This is a genomic window from Thermomicrobiales bacterium (genome assembly GCA_023954495.1).
In the GTDB taxonomy this organism is placed as follows: domain Bacteria; phylum Chloroflexota; class Chloroflexia; order Thermomicrobiales; family CFX8; genus JAMLIA01.
Genome location: JAMLIA010000020.1, coordinates 29,757 through 48,124, shown reverse-complemented (window position 1 = coordinate 48,124; position 18,368 = coordinate 29,757). Strand labels below are relative to the sequence as shown.

Here is an 18,368-nt window from a genome sequence, read left to right as displayed (position 1 = left end):
GCGGATGTGTTGACGCGTAACAGTGTCCTGCCGGGTCTCACGAGCGGTCAGGTATGGCGACTCGTCAACAGCCTCGCCGATGAGGGCATCCTCGATCGGCAGACTGCGATTGGGACGGCGCGCGAGACGGGCGACGAGTATGAGTTCACGCGGCTCGTCCTCGATGCAGATCATCCACTGGTGGCAGATATCCTGGACGAGCGGCAGCAGGATTTATCCAAGGTTTTTGCGGAACTGCCCCCGGCAGTTCGCGAAGTGCGTTCGCGCTTTGACTTCGCGTGCGAAGCAGATGTGCAGCAAGCCTTTGAACAACGGTTAGGGCGGAAGCTGCGTACGCTCGGATATGAACGTCCAGCGTTGTTCTTCAAGGATGCAGTGCGAGCTGACGTAATTCGCCAGTGGACAGCACCTGACGGCACGGTTGTGGTTGTGCTTCCAGATGAACCTGAGCCCGAAGATGAAGCGTTCGCCGCGTGGCGGTCAGTGTTCAATCGACTACGCGACACGGAGATCGAGATGGCGATTCGCCTGATCGCTGCCGCCGAAGAGCAGGTGTACGGGGAAACGATGCAGGAGGCGGTCCAGATCGGCTCGCTCGTGTACTTGCTGCGTGGCCAGATTCGGGTGCGAGGAATTAGCGAGCTGGGGAACAACGAAGCGAACTATCTGATCAAGACCGAGTTCGTGCAGCATGGAATTATGATTCATGAGGCCGTTAGAGCGACGCATCCGCAATACGGTACGCAGTCGCTTGTCGACACGTATCGGCTGAATCCGGACAACCCGATGGTCAAGAAGGCGCTTGAGAAGCCACTGCCGCAGCTGTCCTACAACTACCGGCCCAAGCCAGCGATTATGACTTAGGCAAAGGTCGCGCGACCTGGATCGGTTGTCGCACGGTACTACGATGGCTGTGCATCTGCTTCGATGATTCCCCGTACAAGCGCGGTGCCCGCGTCAATGTCGTTGTCATCATGGGCTGAGACGACGACCTGGCGGAAGATGTCGTCTGCCGTCCATTCCCATGACACAACGGCGCTTCCATCGGGGCGATTCTGCGTCGTCATCGAGACAGAGGTGTCGCCGATCTCGGTCGGCGTCGCGTCGGGCCGAGGGACGCTGGCAGGGGATCGGTTCGATTGAAGATACTGATACGTTCTAGTTGGCGAGGCTCCACTGTAGAAGCTGATCACTCGATATCCGCGGTCGCCTGCGGGCGTGGGCGGGGATTCCGCCACCTGAATGCCATTCAGCGCCGGGGGTTCAGGCACGTCTGTTGGCCACACAAGGGCGAACGGGACGATGGCTTGAGCCTGCTCAGCGCTCAGGTCACGATACAGTCCGTCTGCGTCTGGTGTCGGGGCGTTGGCTATCGGTGATGCAATGACGGCCGCCGTGGCGGCAGTCGCTGTGGTTGTTGCCGGTGATGCTGACTCTGCAGATGCAGTCGGCGTGTTCGCCTCGCTGTCGCCCCCACAGCTTGCGATGAGTAAGCCCAGTGCGCAGACAACGCCAGCTCGCAAAAGTCTTCGTCGGTGGTCAGTTGCCACCATGACTCAGCCTCCTTTCGAAATAGAGCCGTGACACGATATAAGTCCTGTGCGCAAAGTTTGTGCCATGAGTCTCGATTGTGAAAGCAATAGTGGACACAGCAACGCAAACGCGCAATGGCGATCGGAACGAGATTGTTCGTCAGGGAGTTCATGTTGAGTAGGTCGTGCGGTGCCGTGGCAGCGTGCGGCAGCAGTTCCCGAACCGCGATATCTATCGTCCGGAGGGCTCTCGGCAGCGTGGAATCTCTTCCGAGTGGGACTGCATCGAGCGGGTGGGAGATCTCTCACTGCGGTTCGAGATGACAGGAGGCGGGGGTGGCTGCCGAACGAGCAAGCCAGACACTTTCGCGTGGTAACTACCGCTCGTGCTCTGACGCTCCTATGTCGATGGTGCCGTCATGCCTGCTTGTGCAGGCAGGTGGCATCTTGAGTGGATCGTGGGTGTCAGACTGACAGGCAGTGCGGTACAGCAGCCGCTTCTGAATCCTGTCATCTTGAGCCGCAGCGAAAGATCTCCCCCCGTTGGAGCAAGTCAAACGCAGGAGAGACCAGGCGTTGCCGGGTGTTTGCATATCGACAGACAGCCGAATACGAGTTACGTTGCCCGTCTTATGGATCGTCATATTCTTGGCTTGTCCAGGGAAGCCGCCAGCAGCATCTGGATCACAAACACATGTCACCACGACAGCCACGATCCTACTGGGTTTACATCGTGACGAACGTGCGCGGTCGATCAGGAACGCTCTACATTGGCGTGACCAACGATCTCCAGCGGCGAATCAGGGAGCATGCGCAGCTACGAGCGGATACGTTCACAGGCCGCTACGGCATCTCGCGCCTCGTCTATTACGAGGAGTTCCCGTACGTCAATGATGCGATCAGTCGTGAGAAGCAACTCAAACACTGGCTGCGATCCAGGAAGATCGAGCTGATTGAGTCAGAGAATCCTGACTGGGAGGACTTGAGTGCTGGGTGGTTCGAGGAATGATCGCGCACGGCGCGCGATTGGTGCTCGCCGGGAGAGATCTTTCGCTGCGGCTCAAGATGACAGGCCACGGAGGTGGCTGTCGAACCGACAGTTTCACTGCGGTCCACTACTTCATGGGCTGTCAACGCCAGATTGTCAGTCGCTCAGGCCGGCAGCCAGCTCCGAATCCTGTCATTTCGAACCGCAGTGAGAAATCTCCCCCGATTGGCTGCAGATGAACGCAGGAGAAAGCTCTTGCTGCCGAGTGTTATCTGGGCGTTAGATGACAGGACACGGGGTGGCTGTCGTCATGACATACTCACTGCATCTCACAACTCAACGCAAAAGTGTTTTGGCTGATTGCATCGAGCCTTGAGCCCTTAGCCTTCCTGCTTTTCAGCAGCCCTCTCGACATACCCAAACTCCTCGTCACGCGCGGCAAGGGCGGGGTCGCGGTCGGTGTGTGGACCGTAGCCTGCGCCGCCGGCGACGATGGTGGTGAGGCGGTCGGCAGGGGTGGCCAGGATGATTTCGCCGTGGTCGAGGCGGCCGTTGGCAGCCAGGTCGGTGCCATTGAGGATGATCTGGTTACGCAGGCTGGGCTCGCCGCCGAACATACCGGGGGCGGGGTAGCGCAGGCGGTCCGGGTGGAGATAGAGCGCGACTGGTCGTTTGTGCTCGGGATGCAGGCGGAGTGTCACGCGCTGGCCCGGCGCGCCGCGCCACTGGCCCTGTCCGCCGGAGGACGACTCGAGTGCGTCCTCCTCGACCAGCAGCGGCAGGCGCGACTCGAAGATCTCGATCGGCACGTTGCCAGCGCTGGACGGGAAGCAGTTGCGGGTGTTGCTGTCGTGGCCGAATCCAGCGCCGCGACCGCCGCCGCAGATGAAGTGGGCGTTGCGTGGGGTGCCGTCGGCGTCGCGGGAGTAGCCGCGCATCGTGAACATCAGGCCGTTGCCAGCCTGGACGCGCTCGGGGAGCGCATCGGCCAGCGCGCGGAAGACGAGCGTGTGGATGTGCCAGCCGGTTTTGGTGCGTGAGTTGACCGAGGCGGGTGGGAGGGCGTGCAGGATCGAGCGCTCGGGAGCGCGGACGATGATCGGGCGGAAGCAGCCTTCGTTATTCGGGACGTTCGGCGTCAGCAGGCACTTCAGTGGGTAGACAGTGTGGGCGCGGGTGTAGGTGAAGGTGCAGTTGATGCCCCCGGCCAGCGTCTGGGCGGCGCTGCCGGAGTAGTCGACCGTGATCTGATCGTCGGCGACCTCGATGGTGACGCGAAGCGGCAGCGGCTCGCCGTTGGCTTCGACCATCTCCTCGGCGCTGTAGGTGCCGTTGGGAACGGTGGCGATGGCGTTGCGCATGGCGGTTTCGGCGCGCGATTGCACGGCGTCGGCGAGGCCGCGGAGTGAGTCGAGTCAGTATTCGTCCATCAGCGCGAGGATGCGTTCTTCGGCGACGACATTGGCTGTCACCTGCGCCTCGATGTCCGGTCAGGACCATTTCGGGTTGACGCACGTTGCTGCGGATGAAGGCGAACAGCGTCTCGTTCGGTGTGCCAGCATCGTAGAGGCGCAGCAGCGGGATGAAGAGCCCTTCTTCGTGGAGGTCGCGGACGGCCATGCCGTCGAGCGCGCCGCCGATGGAGGAGGTGTGGGCGACGGTGTTGGCGAAAGCGACGACTGTGCCATTGCGGAAGATCGGCGTGATGATGGCGATGTCGTCGAGGTGCCCGGCGCAGAGCCAGGGGTCGTTGGTTGTGAAGACGTCGCCGGGGCGCATCCGCTCGATCGGGAAGGCGCGGATGAGCTCGCGGGTCAGCTCGGGCATGATCAGGTTGAAGACGGGCATTGAGCGGTAGGAGTGGGCCAGCGAGAAGCCGCGCTCATCGAGGATCTCGCAGCCGAAGTCCTGGGCCGCGCCGATGATCGTCGAGACGGCGGTGCGCAGGACGGTGGTCCACATCTCGTCGGCGATGCCGATGAGGCGGCTCCACATGATCTCCAGCGAAACGGGGTCGAAGTCTATGTCGGGTGTTGTCGGTCGGACGGTCATCGGGCTCCTCCTACGGTGCGATCCTCGTGATGATGGCGAGATGTTCGTCGACACGAGCGTCGTCGCCGGGTCCGATCCTGATTGTCGCTTCGCGTTCCTCCAGGACAGCCGGGCCGACGATGCGCATGCCGGGCTGGAGCAGATCGCGGTCGTAGATCGGCGTGTCGCGGTAGCGATTGTCGAACCAGACAGGGCGACTGCCCTTCAGTGCGATGTCTGCGGTCATGTCGCCCATTGGCAGCGTGGCCGCGCCAACCTGCTGCTCGGGGCCGATGGCGGACAAACGCCAGTGCAGCACCTCGATCGGCAGCCTTCGAGGATGCGGCCCCGTACTGCTGCTGGTAGGCGGCGTCAGATGCGGCGCGGATGGCGGAACGCTGGCAGCATCCAGACTGCCGGATGGGAGGTCGACGGCGATCTCGTGGTACTGGCCTTCGAGGCGCATTTCGGCCCAGCGGTGGCGGATGTCATCGGATGGGAGACACCAGCACAGGCCAGCTCTTCTGATGCGGTTGTCTCAAGCTCGGCGTATACGTCGGCGATGGCGTCCCAGTCGGCGCTGTCGAGCGCAGTCATGGAAGGTGCGGCCGTGGAAGGCGTCGGGGCGACGAGTGCGCCGAGGCCGATGCGACGCCAGCGCCGGGCGGGAAGATGACAGTCGAGGGCTGCCGAGGATGCAGGCGACCGCGGCGGCATGCGCCGGTCGCTGCCAAAGGCGATGGTCTTCTTGAGCGTGGGTCGCGATTGCGCTCGATGATGTGGACGCGTGCTGCCGCGGCCATGTTCTCGTTGACGACGCGGTGGATGCCCCAGGCGGTTGCCTCGACTGACAGGTCCAGTTCGGCCGCGAGCGACGCGACGGCAGCGCGCGCATGGTCGGGCGCAACGGGATTGAGCCGCCGAGGAAGTAGTCGGGGTTGAGATAGCCGAGGACGAGGTTGGCATCGGAGACGGTCGAGGCGTGCCGCCGAGCCCGTAGCAGGCAGGACCGGGATCTGCGCCGGCGGAGTCGGGACCGACTTTCAGCAGGCCGAGATCGTCCTTGCGGGCGATCGATCCGCCACCGGCACCGATCTCAATCAGGTCAACGACGGGCGTGACGACCGGCAGACCGGAGCCCTTCATGAAGCGCCGCACGGGCGACTTCCAGAAGCTGCGCCAGCTCGGGGCGACCGCCTTCGACGACGCAGGCTTTGGCGGTCGTACCGCCCATGTCGAGTGATAGCACGTCTTCGTAGCCGGCGAGGCGGCCGAAGTAGGCGGCGGCGATTGCGCCGGCAGCCGGGCCAGATTCGAGCAGGCGGATCGGGCGAGCGGTCGCTGTCGGGGCCGAGAGCGTTCACCGGACGAGAGCATCAGGTAGAGCGCGGCCGGGATACCGGATTCGGTGAGCGACTGCTCCAGCTCGCCGACAGCCAGCGCTGGACGAGTGGTTTGGTGAAGGCGTCGGCGGCGGTGGTTGATGTGCGCTCGTATTCACCGGCGATTGGGGCGATGTCGGATGAGCGAGATCGTGATGTTCGGCAGAGCGGAGCGGATCGCGGCGACTGCGCGCTCATTGTCCGGTTCTGGTAGGCATGGAGAAAGACGACAGCGACCGACTCGACGTTCGCGGCGCGCAGAGTGCTAACGGCGGCGTCGATTGATTGCTGGTCTGGAGTGATGAGAACGGTGCCGTTTGCATCCACGCGTTCGTTGATCTCCAGGCGGAGTGGGCGATCGATCAGTGGTTCGGGCGGCGGGGCGAAGAGGTCGTAGATGTCGTAGAGCTGCTCGCGGGCGAGCTCGAGGATGTCGCGAAAGCCGCGCGTTGTGAGCAGGGCCGTTCGGGCGCCCTTGCGCTCGATCAGCGGTTCGTCACCAGCGTTGTTGAGTGGACTGCGAATCCGGTGCGGTGGCGTCGAGTCCGGCGGCGGCCATTTCCTGCCAGCCGCGGACAAACGCCTGCCTCCAGATAGCGCGCGTTTGTCAGCACCTTGTGCCGCGCGACGATTGCGCCGGTGGCGGTATCAATCGCGACGAAGTCGGTGAATGTGCCGCCGACGTCGAATGACAACGCGATATTCAATGATGATGGATCCTCGCTCATCTCCCCCACTTTCGATTCAGCCCCTGCAGATTACTTAGGTACGGTCATCAACAGGAATCCGATGATGCTGGCTAGCAGGACGGTGATGGGGAGGAAGATGGGATAGACCTGCCGCCGAGCCGTTGCGACGCGCAGCGTGACCAGCCGATAGCCGAGGAATGTCACCCAGGCGACCGCGATCAACAGGATAACGGCGATGGTGGTGTAAACAACGCCGCGCACCGATTCCAGCGCATCCGGGAACGGGTAGCCGAGCAGCACCATCGCGTCGAAGACGAGCAACAGCCACGGCGGTGATGAGACCCCAGCGCCCGATAGATTGAATGAGCAGGCGGTCGACTTCGGCAGTCCGCTCGGTTTCGGGCACGTCCGCTACTGGTTCAGCACTCATACGACGAGGAACCCCTGATCGGTGACACGCGCGGCTGGGATGACGGACAGGGCCATGAAGGCCAGCAGACCGAAGGGCGAGTGCAGCGTCAGGCCGAGGTCCGCCCGATGCTCGCTGCTCCAGGCGCTCGTAGATTTCAGCGGCGATCTCCAGAGGCTGATCGCTGAGGATTCCCGCGACCGGCAACGCCAGTCGGTCGATCAGCTCGCCGTCGTGCACGACAGCCAGCCCGCCTTGTGCCTCGCCGACGGCGGCAATCGCGGCGAGAATGTCAGCGTCGTTCGTGCCGATGGCGACGATGTTGTGCGCGTCGTGGGCGATGGACGAGGCCAGTGCGCCGGAGCGGAGGCCGAAGCCACGCACATACCCGACGCCAACTCCGCCCGTCTTGCCGTGGCGCTCGACGCAGACGAGCTTCAAAGGAAGGTCGCGGTCGATGTCGTGCCGCCTCGCCGTCAACAACGGTTGGCTCAACTGCGAGCAGTTCGGTAACGATCTGGCCGTCGATCGCACCGACGGCATGTGTTGCCGATGAGGCTGGCAGCCAAAGATCCGCGACGGTAAGTTGCGGCAGATGGACGGTGTTGCGCAGCTCGTCTGGGATGCTGGTTTCGACTTCGAATGCTGCGTTACCCGCGTCGGCCACCAGCTTGCCGCGGTAATAGACGCGCTCGACGCCGAAGTCGGTGAGATTGTTCAGGATCACCAGATTCGCCCAGTAAGCCGGGCGCGATAGCACCGGTGCGATCGAGTCGCCAGTATTCGGCGGTTGTGATGGTGCACATCTGGATGGCGCCGGATCGGGTCGAGGCCGGCGGCGACGACCTTGCGCAGCGTGGCGTTCATGTGTCCGTCACCGAGGAGCATGGCGCAGTCGCGGTCGTCGCTGGCGAAGCAGCAGCGCGGCCAGGTGGTGTCATTGACCAGTGGCAGCAGATCGAGCGCGTTACGTGCGCTGGAGCCTTCGCGGAGCATCAGGAAGATGCCGCGCCGTAGCTTCTCGCGGCCCTCCTCAAGCTCGGCAGACTCGTGGTCGCTGGTGATGCCGGAGAGCGCGTAGGCGTCGAGATCACGGCCGCGCAGGCCAGGCGCGTGGCCGTCGCGAAGTCGTCCGTCCGAGACCCGTAAGCGCTCGTGGATCTCGACGTCACCCGCAAGCACACCGGGGAAGCTCATCAGCTCACCGAGTCCGACGGTGGCGTCGTTTTCTAGCGCGCTCGCGATCAGGTCGGCGGTCATGATCGCGCCGGATGTCTCGTGCGGACTGGCCGGGACGCAGGACGGCACGGTGAAGTGGATGTCGATCGGCAAGTTGCGCGATGCATCAACGAGCGCGTTGAACCCGGCGAGCCCGGCGACGTTCACGATCTCGTGCGGGTCGGTGACGATTGCGCCGGTACCGTGCGGGACGACGGCTCGCGCGAATTGCGTGATCCAGAGCAGCGAGCTCTCGGTGTGGATGTGGCCATCGATGAACGATGGGGCGACGACCGCGCCGTGGACGTCAATGCTGGAGTTGGCATCCGGGTAATCGCCAACACCGACGATCCGTCCATCGGCAATCGCCACGTCGGCGCGTTCCAGCTCGCCGGTGAAGACGTTGAGCACCTGTCCGCCACGCAGGCAAACGTCGGCATGCTCAAGCTGCTGGGCAATCCGAATCGCTCGTTGCCACTGCTCCAGTGATGGTGTCACGTTCGCAATCCTCGTCTCGTCGTTTGTTCGACTAGCCAATGCGTCGCTCAATGAAGCGCAGGTGCTGATTGAGCTCGCCGAGTTGGTCAATGGCAAGGCGGGGCAGCTGTTCGGCTCCGGCAAACGCGACGCCGAAGGATGAACGCAGTGAGAGTCCGTGCTCCAGTTCGCTCCATTCGAGCGTCTGATTCTCTTCGAGGAAGCCGCGACGGATGCCGGGGATGGAGATACGAGCCAGACGCTCCAGCGCGCGCTGCCGGCGAGGGTCTTCTTCGTCGACGAAGAGGCCGGGAGAGGTTGCCCAGACATCCAGGTCGAATCCGTCGAGCCCGATGCGAACGTCGATATGCCCTTCCTCAATGTCGATGGCGACGGACCAACGATTCTGATCGTCGAGCGTCCGATAGGCGTAGAAGCCGGCGGCGTTGAAGACATCGACAACGGGGGCAAGTGCCAGATAGTGTTCGGATTCGCTCACGACCGTATTCCTGCCAGACCGAAAGGCGATTGTGCACCAGCGGGAATTGTACGCGGGGTGCGTCGGGCTTACTCGTGCTCGTCGTCCTCGCCGAACCAGCTTGCGCTCAGCGCGGCGATGCGCGCGGCGAGCTCGCGGACTCCGGTCGGTGCGTCCTCGCGAATGTGCAGTTCCAGGTCGTGGCGCAGTCGCACCCGTTGCCAGCGGTCGCTATCCAGCTCCGGCGGGGCGGCAGGTTGCTCAAGCCGTTCGCGGATCTCGTCGATGCTCAGGCGTTGCTCACGCAGTGTCGCGATCTGCATCAGGATCTGGAGATGCTCCGGCGTGTAATAGCGCGACCGACCGCGGCCCATCGCCGCAGGCATCAGTCCCTGTGCGATGTAGTATCGAATTGTGCGTTCATTTAGTCCGCTTGATTCTTCAAGCTCTGCCAGGCTGAAGCGCGGTTCTGCGGAATCCACGGCACACTCCCCGCCCGTCCTGCGGGCCAGACGCCCTGTACCCGGTGGCGACATCGACGGAAGAAGGGCCACGGATGGTCGCACCGTTTGTCCGGTGCCTCGCTGGTCACCGCACTCACGCTCATATGGACGAAGCTGATCGTCAAGTCGAAGCGCGCTCGGCGAGACCGCGGCGGTTACTTGTTTTTTGCCGGGATCATGCTCTGTGTATCAGCATGGGCATTTGTCCTCGGCTATTTGAGTACGACATAACGCATGCCAAAACTGATCGGCGTCGTGCACTTGCCGGCCCTGCCGGGCAGTCCGCGATCCCGCCTCAACCTCGACACCTGCATCGACTTCGCCCGCCGCGATGCGCTTGCACTGGTTGAAGGCGGTGCGGACGGCGTGATCGTCGAGAACTTTAACGACGCGCCGTTCTTTGCGCGCAGCGTTCCACCGATAACGGTCGCCACAATGGCTGTGATCTGTCGTGAGCTGCGGCGTGACATCCCGGTAGAGATGGGTGTGAACGTCCTGCGCAACGACGCTGCAGCAGCATTGTCGATCGCGGTTGCTTCTGGCGCGACGTTCGTGCGAGTCAACGTGCATACCGGCGCGATGCTGACCGATCAGGGGTTGATTGAGGGACAGGCGGCCGAGACCTTGCGGCTGCGACGCGCGCTCGGCGCTGAGTCGGTGAAGATCTATGCCGACGTGCTGGTGAAGCATGCTGTCGCGCTCGGACCGCAGCGCATGCACGATGCGGTTTCCGACGCCGTTGAGCGCGGGTTGGCGGACGCCATTATCGTGACCGGCAGTGCTACCGGTGCTGTGGCTAGTCCAGACGATGTCCGGGAGGCGGCCGACGCATCCGGCGTGCCCGTTTACGTGGGGTCGGGCATTACAGCCGGCAACGTTTCAGACTACGTGCCGCCGGCCGAGGGCGTCATCGTCGGGTCGTGGTTGAAGACGGACGGCGTCGTCGCAAATCCGGTTGATATTGCGCGTGTTCGCAAGCTTCGAGGGTTGCTGTAGCACCTCGCTGCCTCTGCTGGTATCCGAGTTGCATTCGGTGGATTGGGGCATGCCCATCCTGCGATTAGAGCGCCTGCTTCTTTGATAAGATCGGCGCAAGCGGCGAGCCAGTTACATGAGGTGAGTGAATGAGTGTGGCATCCGATCCAGTAGCCAGAGTTGAAGAGACTGTGGTTGAGCAATGTCCGCGCTGCGGTGCGACCGTCGGCAACGCAGACCAGTGGCAGCGCTATCGCGTTTGCCCGACCTGCCGGTTTCACGCGCCGATTTCCGCGATGCTTCGCATTGAGACCCTGCTCGACAGCGGCACATTCGAGGAAACCAACACCCGACTCCTGTCGGTTGATCCTCTGGGATTCGCTGATTTGGAGCCCTACAGCGACCGGGTCCAGCGTGCTCGGGAAAAGACCGGATTGTCTGAAGCGGTCGTGACGGGACGCGGGACGATTCAGGGCCGCGAAGTTGTCATCGCCATTCTCGATTTCGGATTCCTCGGCGGCAGCATGGGCTCCGTCGTTGGCGAGAAGGTCGCGCAGGCGTTTGAGCTTGCGATCGAGCGCAAGGTTCCGATCGTGACGGTGACTGCGAGTGGTGGCGCACGCATGCAGGAAGGCATGCTGAGCCTGGTGCAGATGGCAAAGACCGCTGCGGCAGCGCGGCGCGCGCACGACGCTCACATCCCGTACATCTCGGTGCTGACGAACCCGACGACGGGTGGCGGCTATGCGTCGTTCGCCTCGCAGGGAGACATCATCTTCGCCGAACCAGAGGCATTGATCGGATTTGCCGGACCTCGTGTCATCAAGGGTGTATCGAAGGATGGCACCGACGAAGACGTGCGGCGTTCGCATAGCGCCGAGTTCCTGTTCGATCGCGGCTTTGTCGATGATATCGTCGCGCGACCACGGCTGCGCAACACGCTGGCGATGACGCTCCGGTTGCTGGCCGCCGACGCGCGCGTGTCATCCACGACTCCGCGAATGCAGCCGCCGGATTCGGATGAGCAGCCGGCCTGGGATGCTGTGCAGGTCGCTCGACATGCGGATCGGCCGACGACGCTGGATTACATCCAGCGCATCAGTCCACAGTTCGTGGAACTGCACGGCGATCGTGTCTATGGTGACGATGGCGCGGTGGTCGCCGGGCTTGGCGAGATCGCCGGTCGTGGTGTCGTGCTCGTCGGACTGGAGCGTGGACACGGTGAGCCGGAGCGACGCGGTGGGCAGGCGCTGCCGGAGGGCTACCGCAAGGCGCTGCGGATGATGCGGTTGGCGGAGCGGCTGCGTTGCCCGCTGGTGACCTTCGTCGATACTCCGGGCGCGTTCCTGGGCATTGAGGCGGAGGAACGCGGGTTGGCAGCCGCGCTCAGCGAATGCCTGGCCGAGATGAGCGCGCTGCCGGTGCCGATCGTGTCGGTCATCATCGGCGAGGGCGGCAGCGGCGGCGCGTTGGCGCTCGGTGTTGCGGACCGTGTCCTGATGCAGGAACGCGCGATCTACTCGGTCATTGCTCCGGAGGGGGCTGCGGCCATCCTGTATCGCGACGTCAGCCGAGCACCCGAGGTGGCCGAGCGACTGAAGATCACCGCCGCCGACTGCAAGCGCCTTGGCGTCGCAGACGACCTTATTCGCGAGCCAACCGGCGGGGCGCACACCGATCCCGATCTCGCGGCGGCGCTGGTGCGAGATGCGCTCGTAGCGGCGCTGGCCGAAATACAGGGCACGAGTGGGCGGAAGCTCGCGTCCGAGCGCTATCGCAAGTTCCGCCAGATGGGGCAGATGAACTCGTACTGGCGTGAATTCGTGAATCGCGAGGCGGTCGAGCTCGGCAACATTGTCGCGCGAACTGTCGGCTCGATTCGCGGCCGTCTGGGTGGCGGCGACGACGCCCAGCAGCCTCCAGACCACGAGGAAGAGGGCGGGTGACGCCCCGGGGTGGATGGCAATCGTCACTCCGTCGGCGACACTCCCGACGAGCCATCCTGCGTGCGGCCGGCCTCCTGACGGGGGCCGGCCTGCTTGCCGCTTGCCGCGGAGAGGCATCACCTACGGCGGTTGGCGAGACACCGACGGCGACACCCACCGAAGTATCAGTTGAGGGCCTGATCACGTCGGTCGAGGGCTACGACAATCCGACCATCTGGGCCGGGCGCGAGATAACGGTGACGAGCTGGGGCGGCGAGTATCAGGACGCTCAGCAGCGTGCGATCGTCGAGCCATTTCAGCGTCTGACCGGCGCGCGGGTGACGGTGGCCGAATCGGACATCGACGCACTGAAGAATCAGGTAGGCTCTGGCGACGTGTCGTGGGATGTCTGCGACGTGCTGCTAGAGGACGTGCTGCCGCTCGCCAATCTCGGCATGCTCGAAGAGCTCGACTACAACGTCATCCAGACGATGGGGATTGATCAGGGCATCAGATTCGACCATGCCATCGGCTCGGCATACTACTCAACGATCCTCGCCTATTCGAGCGATCGTTGGCCCGACGCAGCGCCCCCGAGTGGCTGGGAAGATTTCTGGAACCTGGAGCGCTGGCAGGGAACGCGTGGTCTGCATCGTCAGGCACAGACGACGCTGGAATTTGCGCTGATCGCCGATGGGGTTTCGCTCAGTGATCTGTATCCGATTGATGTCGATCGCGCATTCGCTTCGCTGGATCGGATTCGCGACTCCATCACCTTGTGGTGGGAGCAGGGCGCGCAACCAGCGCAACTGCTGAACTCGGGCGACATCGACATGGTTGCGGCCTGGCACTCGCGCATCGAGCGGGTGCGGCAGGATGGCGTGCCGGTGCAGATTCAGTGGAACGGCGGCGCGCTGTCCGGAGACGCCTGGGTCATCCCGAAGGGCAGCCAGAACCGCGATGTCGCAATGGACTTCATCAACTTCGCAACACGACCAGAAGTCTGCGCCGCGTTCGCGTCGCTGGCACCGTTTGGTCCGGTCAACGTGCATGCATTCGATCTTATGGACGCCGATGTCGCGCGCCAGGCGCCATCCTATCCAGAGAATCGCGCACTGCAATTCATCGTGAACTTCGACTGGTGGTTCAAGCACCAAGAGCAGGTCAGCGAGCAATTCGAAACCTGGCTCGCAACGAAGCCCGACTAAGCGCGCCTCAGACGATAGCGTCTTCCAGTGATCGGACGAACGCGGCAGCCGCGTCTATGGTGTTGCCACGGTCGGTTGCGGCGACTCCTGCATGTGCCAGTTCGATTGCACCGTCGATATCCTGCTCGGCCAGCGCGCGTTGCACCTCAACCCACGGTAGATCAGTCACCGGGGCAGGGCCGCAAACGAAATCGAACTTGTCGATCTCAAGCTCGCTGGCGAGAGCTTCGGTAAGCTCGTCCGGCTGCCAGGCCAGGTAGGCACGCGACAGACCCTCGCGGGTGATGTTGGCGGCCCAGCGCGTAAGCTCGGCGTCGGCACCCTGCACGACGACTGCGAGATCGATCAGCGAGATCTCACGCGTCATCCACTCCAGCAATTGCGCGCCCGAGCGTGGCTCGTAGGTGCTGTACTGCACGAGGGGGAAGCGCTCGTAGACATGGCGGGACGCGCCAGATCCGACGGTGCGAAGCGTGCGCGCCAGCGGCTCACTCTGGCGCGGCTCGACGACGCGAATGTCGTTGCCGAGTATCGCGAGACTGTTGGCGAGCGCGCGCGTATAGAGCGCCGCCGGATTATCGACATAACCGATAATGCTATTGACGAAGAACGTGATTTTCAGTTGGTGGCTCCGTTCTCGATCGTGCTCGGGGATGCCGCGTGTGCGGCCCTCTTGCTATCTGAATCGTGCCACGAGTGCGGGGGGCGCGGCTGCATTGGATGCAGTGCAACGCAGGAGAGAGACCTTGTGTGCGGCCCTCAGTCTGCAGGAACGCTGATCGTCGTGTCACGTGATGTGCCGAGGTGGTGTGAACTCAGGCTCAACTGCAACACCCGGTACATGGCTTCGAAGAAAATCGTTGGGCTCATCTTTGATGATCCGTGCAGGCGTTCGGCGAAGGTGATCGGGATCTCGACGAGTCGGAAACCCGACAGCGCCGCGCGATAGGTGAGCTCGATCTGGAAGGCATAACCGGTCGAGTTGACGCTGTCAAAGTCGATCGATTCCAGCACGTGGCGGCGGAAGCACTTGAAGCCGCCCGTAAGGTCGCGAATCGGCAGGCTGAGCACGCTGCGGGCGTACAGCGAGCCACCACGCGAGATGGCTTTGCGAACCGGCGACCAGTTCACTGTGCGACCGCCCGGCACATAGCGCGAGCCCAGGACGAGATCGGCGTGGCGACTGGCCTGCAGCATACGCGGCAACGTTGCGGGGTGGTGCGAGAAGTCGGCGTCCATCTCGAAGATGTGCGTGTAATCGCGCTGGAGTGCCCAGCGGAAACCCGCGATATAGGCGGTGCCGAGGCCGAGTTTGTCGTCGCGTTCGAGCATATGAATGCGGCCTGGATACGCTTGCATCGCCTCTCGAACAGCGTTGCGCGTGTCATCCTGCGAGTTGTCGTCAACAACGAGGACCTCGAACTGACGGTGGGTCATGATCTGCGGGAGCATCTCGCGAATATTGTCGACTTCGTTGTAGGTTGGCATGACGACCAGCGGTCGGGCAGGGTTGATGCCTGGGGTCATACGGCGGTTCGGTATGCGACGGTAGTGGCGTAGATGATTGGGCATTGTTCTCATTCCCATATCCGGCGTGAAGTGACGTCCGTCGAAGACTGCCTTTCGGGTCACGCGCAAGACGATTGCCAAGGATACGGAGCGTCGGCGAAGATTGCAGCGTCGTTGATTGCCATTGGGACAGGAGTGTTCGTGAATATCGAAGCGCGTATTGCTGAACTGGGCCTTGAGCTTCCAGAATCTCCATCACCCATCGCGAACTACGTGCGCTATGTGCAGGTTGGCAACCTGCTGTACCTCTCCGGCACTGGCCCAACCAGAGATGGCAAACCAGCCTACGTTGGGCAGGTTCCAACTGAAGTGTCGGTTGAGGATGCCTATGACGCCGCGCGGATTGCGGCGCTGAATCTGCTCGGGTCGGCGAAGGAGGCGCTGGGTGATCTGGATCGCATCAAGCGCGTTGTCAAAGTCCTGGGCATGGTGAATTCTGCACCGGGATTCGGCGATCAGCCCAAGGTGATCAACGGGTTCTCTGACCTGATGGTCGAGATTTTCGGCGACGCCGGGCGACATGCGCGCTCGGCAGTTGGCATGGCCGGACTGCCAAACAATATTCCGGTTGAGATTGAGATGATCGTCGAAGTCGAGTGATGAATCGCGAGTTGCGCCACGGATGGCGCGGCGCAACTCGCTCTTCTAGCGATCAGGAAGTCGCGTCGCGGTCGCTGGCGTTCGGATCGATGACGGTGCGCGTGTCACCTTCAGCCTCGGCTCCGACGCGATCGGCGAACACCTGCTTGAGATCGACGCCGGTGACTGCGGCAAAGCTTTCGGTCATGCGCTCAACGATCAGCGGAAGTTCACCCGCGTAACGTCCAAGCGCGCCGGAGCCATCGCCGTTCGCGCCGTTGCCGCCGTCGATGACGACGACGCGGTCGATGGTCGAGAGCGGCATCGCGGCTGCTTCGACGATCTTCGGAAGCTGGTCGATGAATGCCTGGTACATCAGCAGCTGCATGGCAGTCGCCTGGTAAGCGTTGAGGGCATCGGCCATTTGCCGCTTACCTTCGGCCTCGGCGAGCAATGCGGCGCGGCGACCTTCGGCCTCGGCCAGCAGTTTGGCGCGAGCGCCCTCCGCTTCAGCCGTAAGCTCAGCCTGGGTGGCTTCCGCGAGCGCCTTCTTGGCCTCCGCGTCGGCGAAGCCTTCCTGCCGGACGCGGGCTGCCTCACCGGTGCCGAGGAGTTCTCGTTCGCGCGAGTGTGCTTCGGCGCGGGTGACGATCGCCTGGCGCTCACCTTCGGCCTGCAGAATGGCGGCCTGCTTGGCACCCTCGGCGGTGACGATGGTTGCTTGTCGTTCGGCGTCTGCCTGCTTGAGCACGGTCGCTTCGAGCTCGCGCTCCTTGCGCTTGACTTCCATCTCCTGAACGGCGATGGCGGCTTCGGTGCGGGCAAGCTCGACCTGCTGCTGGGCAATGACAACCTGGCGCTGAGCTTCTGCTTCAGCTTGCGGGCCAGCTTGTGATGCACGCGAGCGCTCGGCCTGGACCGACGCATCGAAGCCGGCCTTGGCGACGTTGGTATCGCGCTGGGCGGCGGCGGTTTCGGCATCGGCCTGCGCTTCGGCGGTGGCGGCGAGCTGCATGGCCAGTGCGGAGCGCGTTCGCGCATCGCGCTCGGCTTCGGCGCGACCGATCTCGGCGTCACGCTTGACCTCGGCAGTTCGGCGCTGGCCGAGTGCATCGAGATAACCGTTCGGGTCGGTGATCTGCTGGATCGTCAGGACGTCGATGTCGATGCCCATGCGGCGAAGGTCCTGGGCCGACTCGGCGGTCATTCGCTGAGCGAATGCTTGCCGGTCGGTGTTGATCTCCTCGACGGTGAGTGTGCCGAGGATGGATCGCAGATGACCTTCCATGGTCTGGAAGATGACGTTGCGAATCTGATCGTGCGGCATGCCGAGGAAGCGCTCGATCGCGTTGCCGATTGAGTAATCGTCGCCGCCGATCTTGACGTTCGCGACGGCGTCAACCGCGACCGGCACGCCCTCTTTTGTATAGGCAGACTGGATCTTGAGCGGGATGGTGATGACGTTGAGTGAGAGGTAGTCGACGCGCTCCAGGATGGGAATGCGAACGCTGGAACCACCCTTGACGATACGGTACCCGACGGTCTGGTGTTCGCCAGTTTCCGGGTTGGTGACCGTTCGCTTGCGACCGGAGAAGATCGCGACCGTGCTGGGCGGAACTTTGATGATGTTGGAGTTGACCAGCAGGACCAGCCCAACGAGGGCGGCAAGGACGAACAGTACACCCAGAGTAACGACAACAAAATCCATCAATTGCTCCTGTCCTCAATTGGCGTGGCGGTCGGTGCGCTCAGCGGCTCGACCAGCACGGCGCTGCCGATCGTCTCGACGATGCGGACTGCTGTGCCGGTTGGGATCGCCGACCCATCGCGCGAGCGAGCGATCAGGTGGCGGGTGCTATCCGCGCCGGAGACAAGCACTTCTCCAACGTCACCAGCCGGAATATGAATTGTGATCTGGCCGCGATGGCCGACAAGTGATGACATGCGTACATCGGTCGATGCGGTCGAGCGATACAGCGACGTGATGATCCACCAGGCGGCAGCGCCAAGCAGGAGCGCTGCAACTGCGCTGGTGATCGCGCTCATCATCGCGCTCCAGCCGTATTGCGTGGTGATCATCCCGGTCGCGCCGAATGCGGTCAGCGCAACCGCGATCGTCTTACCGGATAGTGGGTGAGCGTCGCCGTCGAAACCGTCCGCGTGGTCGCCGCCAAAGTCGAACACTTCGCCAAGCACCACTGACAGGATGAGGAATAGTGAGCCAACCAGCGCGATGGCGAAATACAGCAACATTCCGGGTGTCCGTTCTGCCCGAGACAACTCGCCGATGGCTACGGCGAAAGGGTCGGAAGCAGATGCAACCGGCCCTGGACGTGAAAGCGAACGCTACGACGCATTGTCAGTGTAGCGGATTTTGGCGGAAGCCGCCGGAACCAGAGTGCAGG

18 protein-coding genes and 2 pseudogenes are annotated in these 18,368 nt (G+C 63.1%); 6 read left to right on the top strand and 14 right to left on the bottom strand.

The window, feature by feature from the left end:
• Window positions 1-864, top strand: an 864-nt coding sequence (locus M9890_06045; GenBank protein MCO5176516.1) for a hypothetical protein, incomplete at its 5' end; no start/stop codon positions are given.
• A gap of 38 nt (window positions 865-902) precedes the next feature.
• Here the strand turns inward: M9890_06045 and M9890_06040 are convergent.
• Window positions 903-1,553, bottom strand: a complete 651-nt coding sequence (locus M9890_06040) for a hypothetical protein (GenBank protein MCO5176515.1) — start codon at window positions 1,551-1,553, stop codon at window positions 903-905.
• A 673-nt stretch (window positions 1,554-2,226) separates the two neighbouring features.
• Between M9890_06040 and M9890_06035 the strand changes: the two genes are divergently transcribed.
• Entirely contained in the window at window positions 2,227-2,541 is a 315-nt protein-coding gene (locus M9890_06035) for a GIY-YIG nuclease family protein (protein ID MCO5176514.1), read from the top strand.
• A 359-nt stretch (window positions 2,542-2,900) separates the two neighbouring features.
• Here M9890_06035 and M9890_06030 read toward each other — a convergent pair.
• From M9890_06030 to M9890_05990, 9 genes and pseudogenes are all read right to left on the bottom strand, one after another.
• Window positions 2,901-4,482 (bottom strand): annotated as a pseudogene (locus M9890_06030) (hydantoinase B/oxoprolinase family protein).
• A gap of 100 nt (window positions 4,483-4,582) precedes the next feature.
• Window positions 4,583-5,017, bottom strand: coding sequence for a hypothetical protein (locus M9890_06025; GenBank protein MCO5176513.1), 435 nt, complete (start codon window positions 5,015-5,017; stop codon window positions 4,583-4,585).
• Between the two features lie 910 nt (window positions 5,018-5,927).
• Entirely contained in the window at window positions 5,928-6,512 is a 585-nt protein-coding gene (locus M9890_06020; protein MCO5176512.1) for a hypothetical protein, read from the bottom strand.
• The gene (locus M9890_06015) at window positions 6,419-6,661 is read right to left on the bottom strand and encodes a hypothetical protein (GenBank protein ID MCO5176511.1); all 243 of its coding nucleotides are present in this window, start codon (window positions 6,659-6,661) and stop codon (window positions 6,419-6,421) included. Before M9890_06015 ends, M9890_06020 begins: the two co-directional genes overlap by 94 nt.
• 30 nt (window positions 6,662-6,691) lie before the next feature.
• Window positions 6,692-6,943 carry a hypothetical protein gene (locus M9890_06010; protein MCO5176510.1) on the bottom strand — a complete coding sequence of 84 codons (252 nt, stop codon included), beginning with the start codon at window positions 6,941-6,943 and terminating at the stop codon, window positions 6,692-6,694.
• A gap of 105 nt (window positions 6,944-7,048) precedes the next feature.
• Window positions 7,049-7,574 (bottom strand): annotated as a pseudogene (locus M9890_06005) (hypothetical protein).
• 180 nt (window positions 7,575-7,754) lie between these two features.
• Window positions 7,755-8,747: an amidohydrolase family protein gene (locus tag M9890_06000; GenBank protein MCO5176509.1), complete on the bottom strand. Its 993-nt coding sequence runs from the start codon at window positions 8,745-8,747 to the stop codon at window positions 7,755-7,757.
• Window positions 8,748-8,778: 31 nt separating this feature from the next.
• The gene (locus M9890_05995; GenBank protein MCO5176508.1) at window positions 8,779-9,225 is read right to left on the bottom strand and encodes a hypothetical protein; all 447 of its coding nucleotides are present in this window, start codon (window positions 9,223-9,225) and stop codon (window positions 8,779-8,781) included.
• 68 nt (window positions 9,226-9,293) lie between these two features.
• Window positions 9,294-9,686, bottom strand: coding sequence for a MerR family transcriptional regulator (locus tag M9890_05990; GenBank protein ID MCO5176507.1), 393 nt, complete (start codon window positions 9,684-9,686; stop codon window positions 9,294-9,296).
• Between the two features lie 255 nt (window positions 9,687-9,941).
• Between M9890_05990 and M9890_05985 the strand changes: the two genes are divergently transcribed.
• From M9890_05985 to M9890_05975, 3 genes are all read left to right on the top strand, one after another.
• Complete coding sequence (locus M9890_05985) at window positions 9,942-10,703, top strand: BtpA/SgcQ family protein (GenBank protein ID MCO5176506.1); 762 nt, start codon at window positions 9,942-9,944, stop codon at window positions 10,701-10,703.
• 128 nt (window positions 10,704-10,831) lie between these two features.
• Window positions 10,832-12,628 carry a hypothetical protein gene (locus tag M9890_05980; GenBank protein ID MCO5176505.1) on the top strand — a complete coding sequence of 599 codons (1,797 nt, stop codon included), beginning with the start codon at window positions 10,832-10,834 and terminating at the stop codon, window positions 12,626-12,628.
• Window positions 12,625-13,815, top strand: coding sequence for an ABC transporter substrate-binding protein (locus M9890_05975; protein MCO5176504.1), 1,191 nt, complete (start codon window positions 12,625-12,627; stop codon window positions 13,813-13,815). The genes M9890_05980 and M9890_05975 overlap by 4 nt, the downstream gene beginning before the upstream one ends.
• Before the next feature lie 7 nt (window positions 13,816-13,822).
• Here M9890_05975 and M9890_05970 read toward each other — a convergent pair whose 3' ends face one another.
• Both M9890_05970 and M9890_05965 read right to left on the bottom strand, forming a co-directional pair.
• The gene (locus M9890_05970) at window positions 13,823-14,233 is read right to left on the bottom strand and encodes a hypothetical protein (GenBank protein MCO5176503.1); all 411 of its coding nucleotides are present in this window, start codon (window positions 14,231-14,233) and stop codon (window positions 13,823-13,825) included.
• 341 nt (window positions 14,234-14,574) lie between these two features.
• The gene (locus M9890_05965; GenBank protein ID MCO5176502.1) at window positions 14,575-15,387 is read right to left on the bottom strand and encodes a polyprenol monophosphomannose synthase; all 813 of its coding nucleotides are present in this window, start codon (window positions 15,385-15,387) and stop codon (window positions 14,575-14,577) included.
• A 138-nt stretch (window positions 15,388-15,525) separates the two neighbouring features.
• Between M9890_05965 and M9890_05960 the strand changes: the two genes are divergently transcribed.
• Entirely contained in the window at window positions 15,526-15,984 is a 459-nt protein-coding gene (locus M9890_05960) for a RidA family protein (GenBank protein ID MCO5176501.1), read from the top strand.
• 52 nt (window positions 15,985-16,036) lie between these two features.
• On the opposite strand, the gene M9890_05955 is transcribed toward M9890_05960, so the two are convergent.
• Window positions 16,037-17,671: an SPFH domain-containing protein gene (locus tag M9890_05955; GenBank protein MCO5176500.1), complete on the bottom strand. Its 1,635-nt coding sequence runs from the start codon at window positions 17,669-17,671 to the stop codon at window positions 16,037-16,039.
• A complete protein-coding gene (locus M9890_05950; GenBank protein ID MCO5176499.1) occupies window positions 17,671-18,216 on the bottom strand; it encodes a hypothetical protein in 546 nt (181 codons plus the stop codon). The genes M9890_05955 and M9890_05950 overlap by 1 nt, the downstream gene beginning before the upstream one ends.
• Window positions 18,217-18,368: the final 152 nt, after the last annotated feature.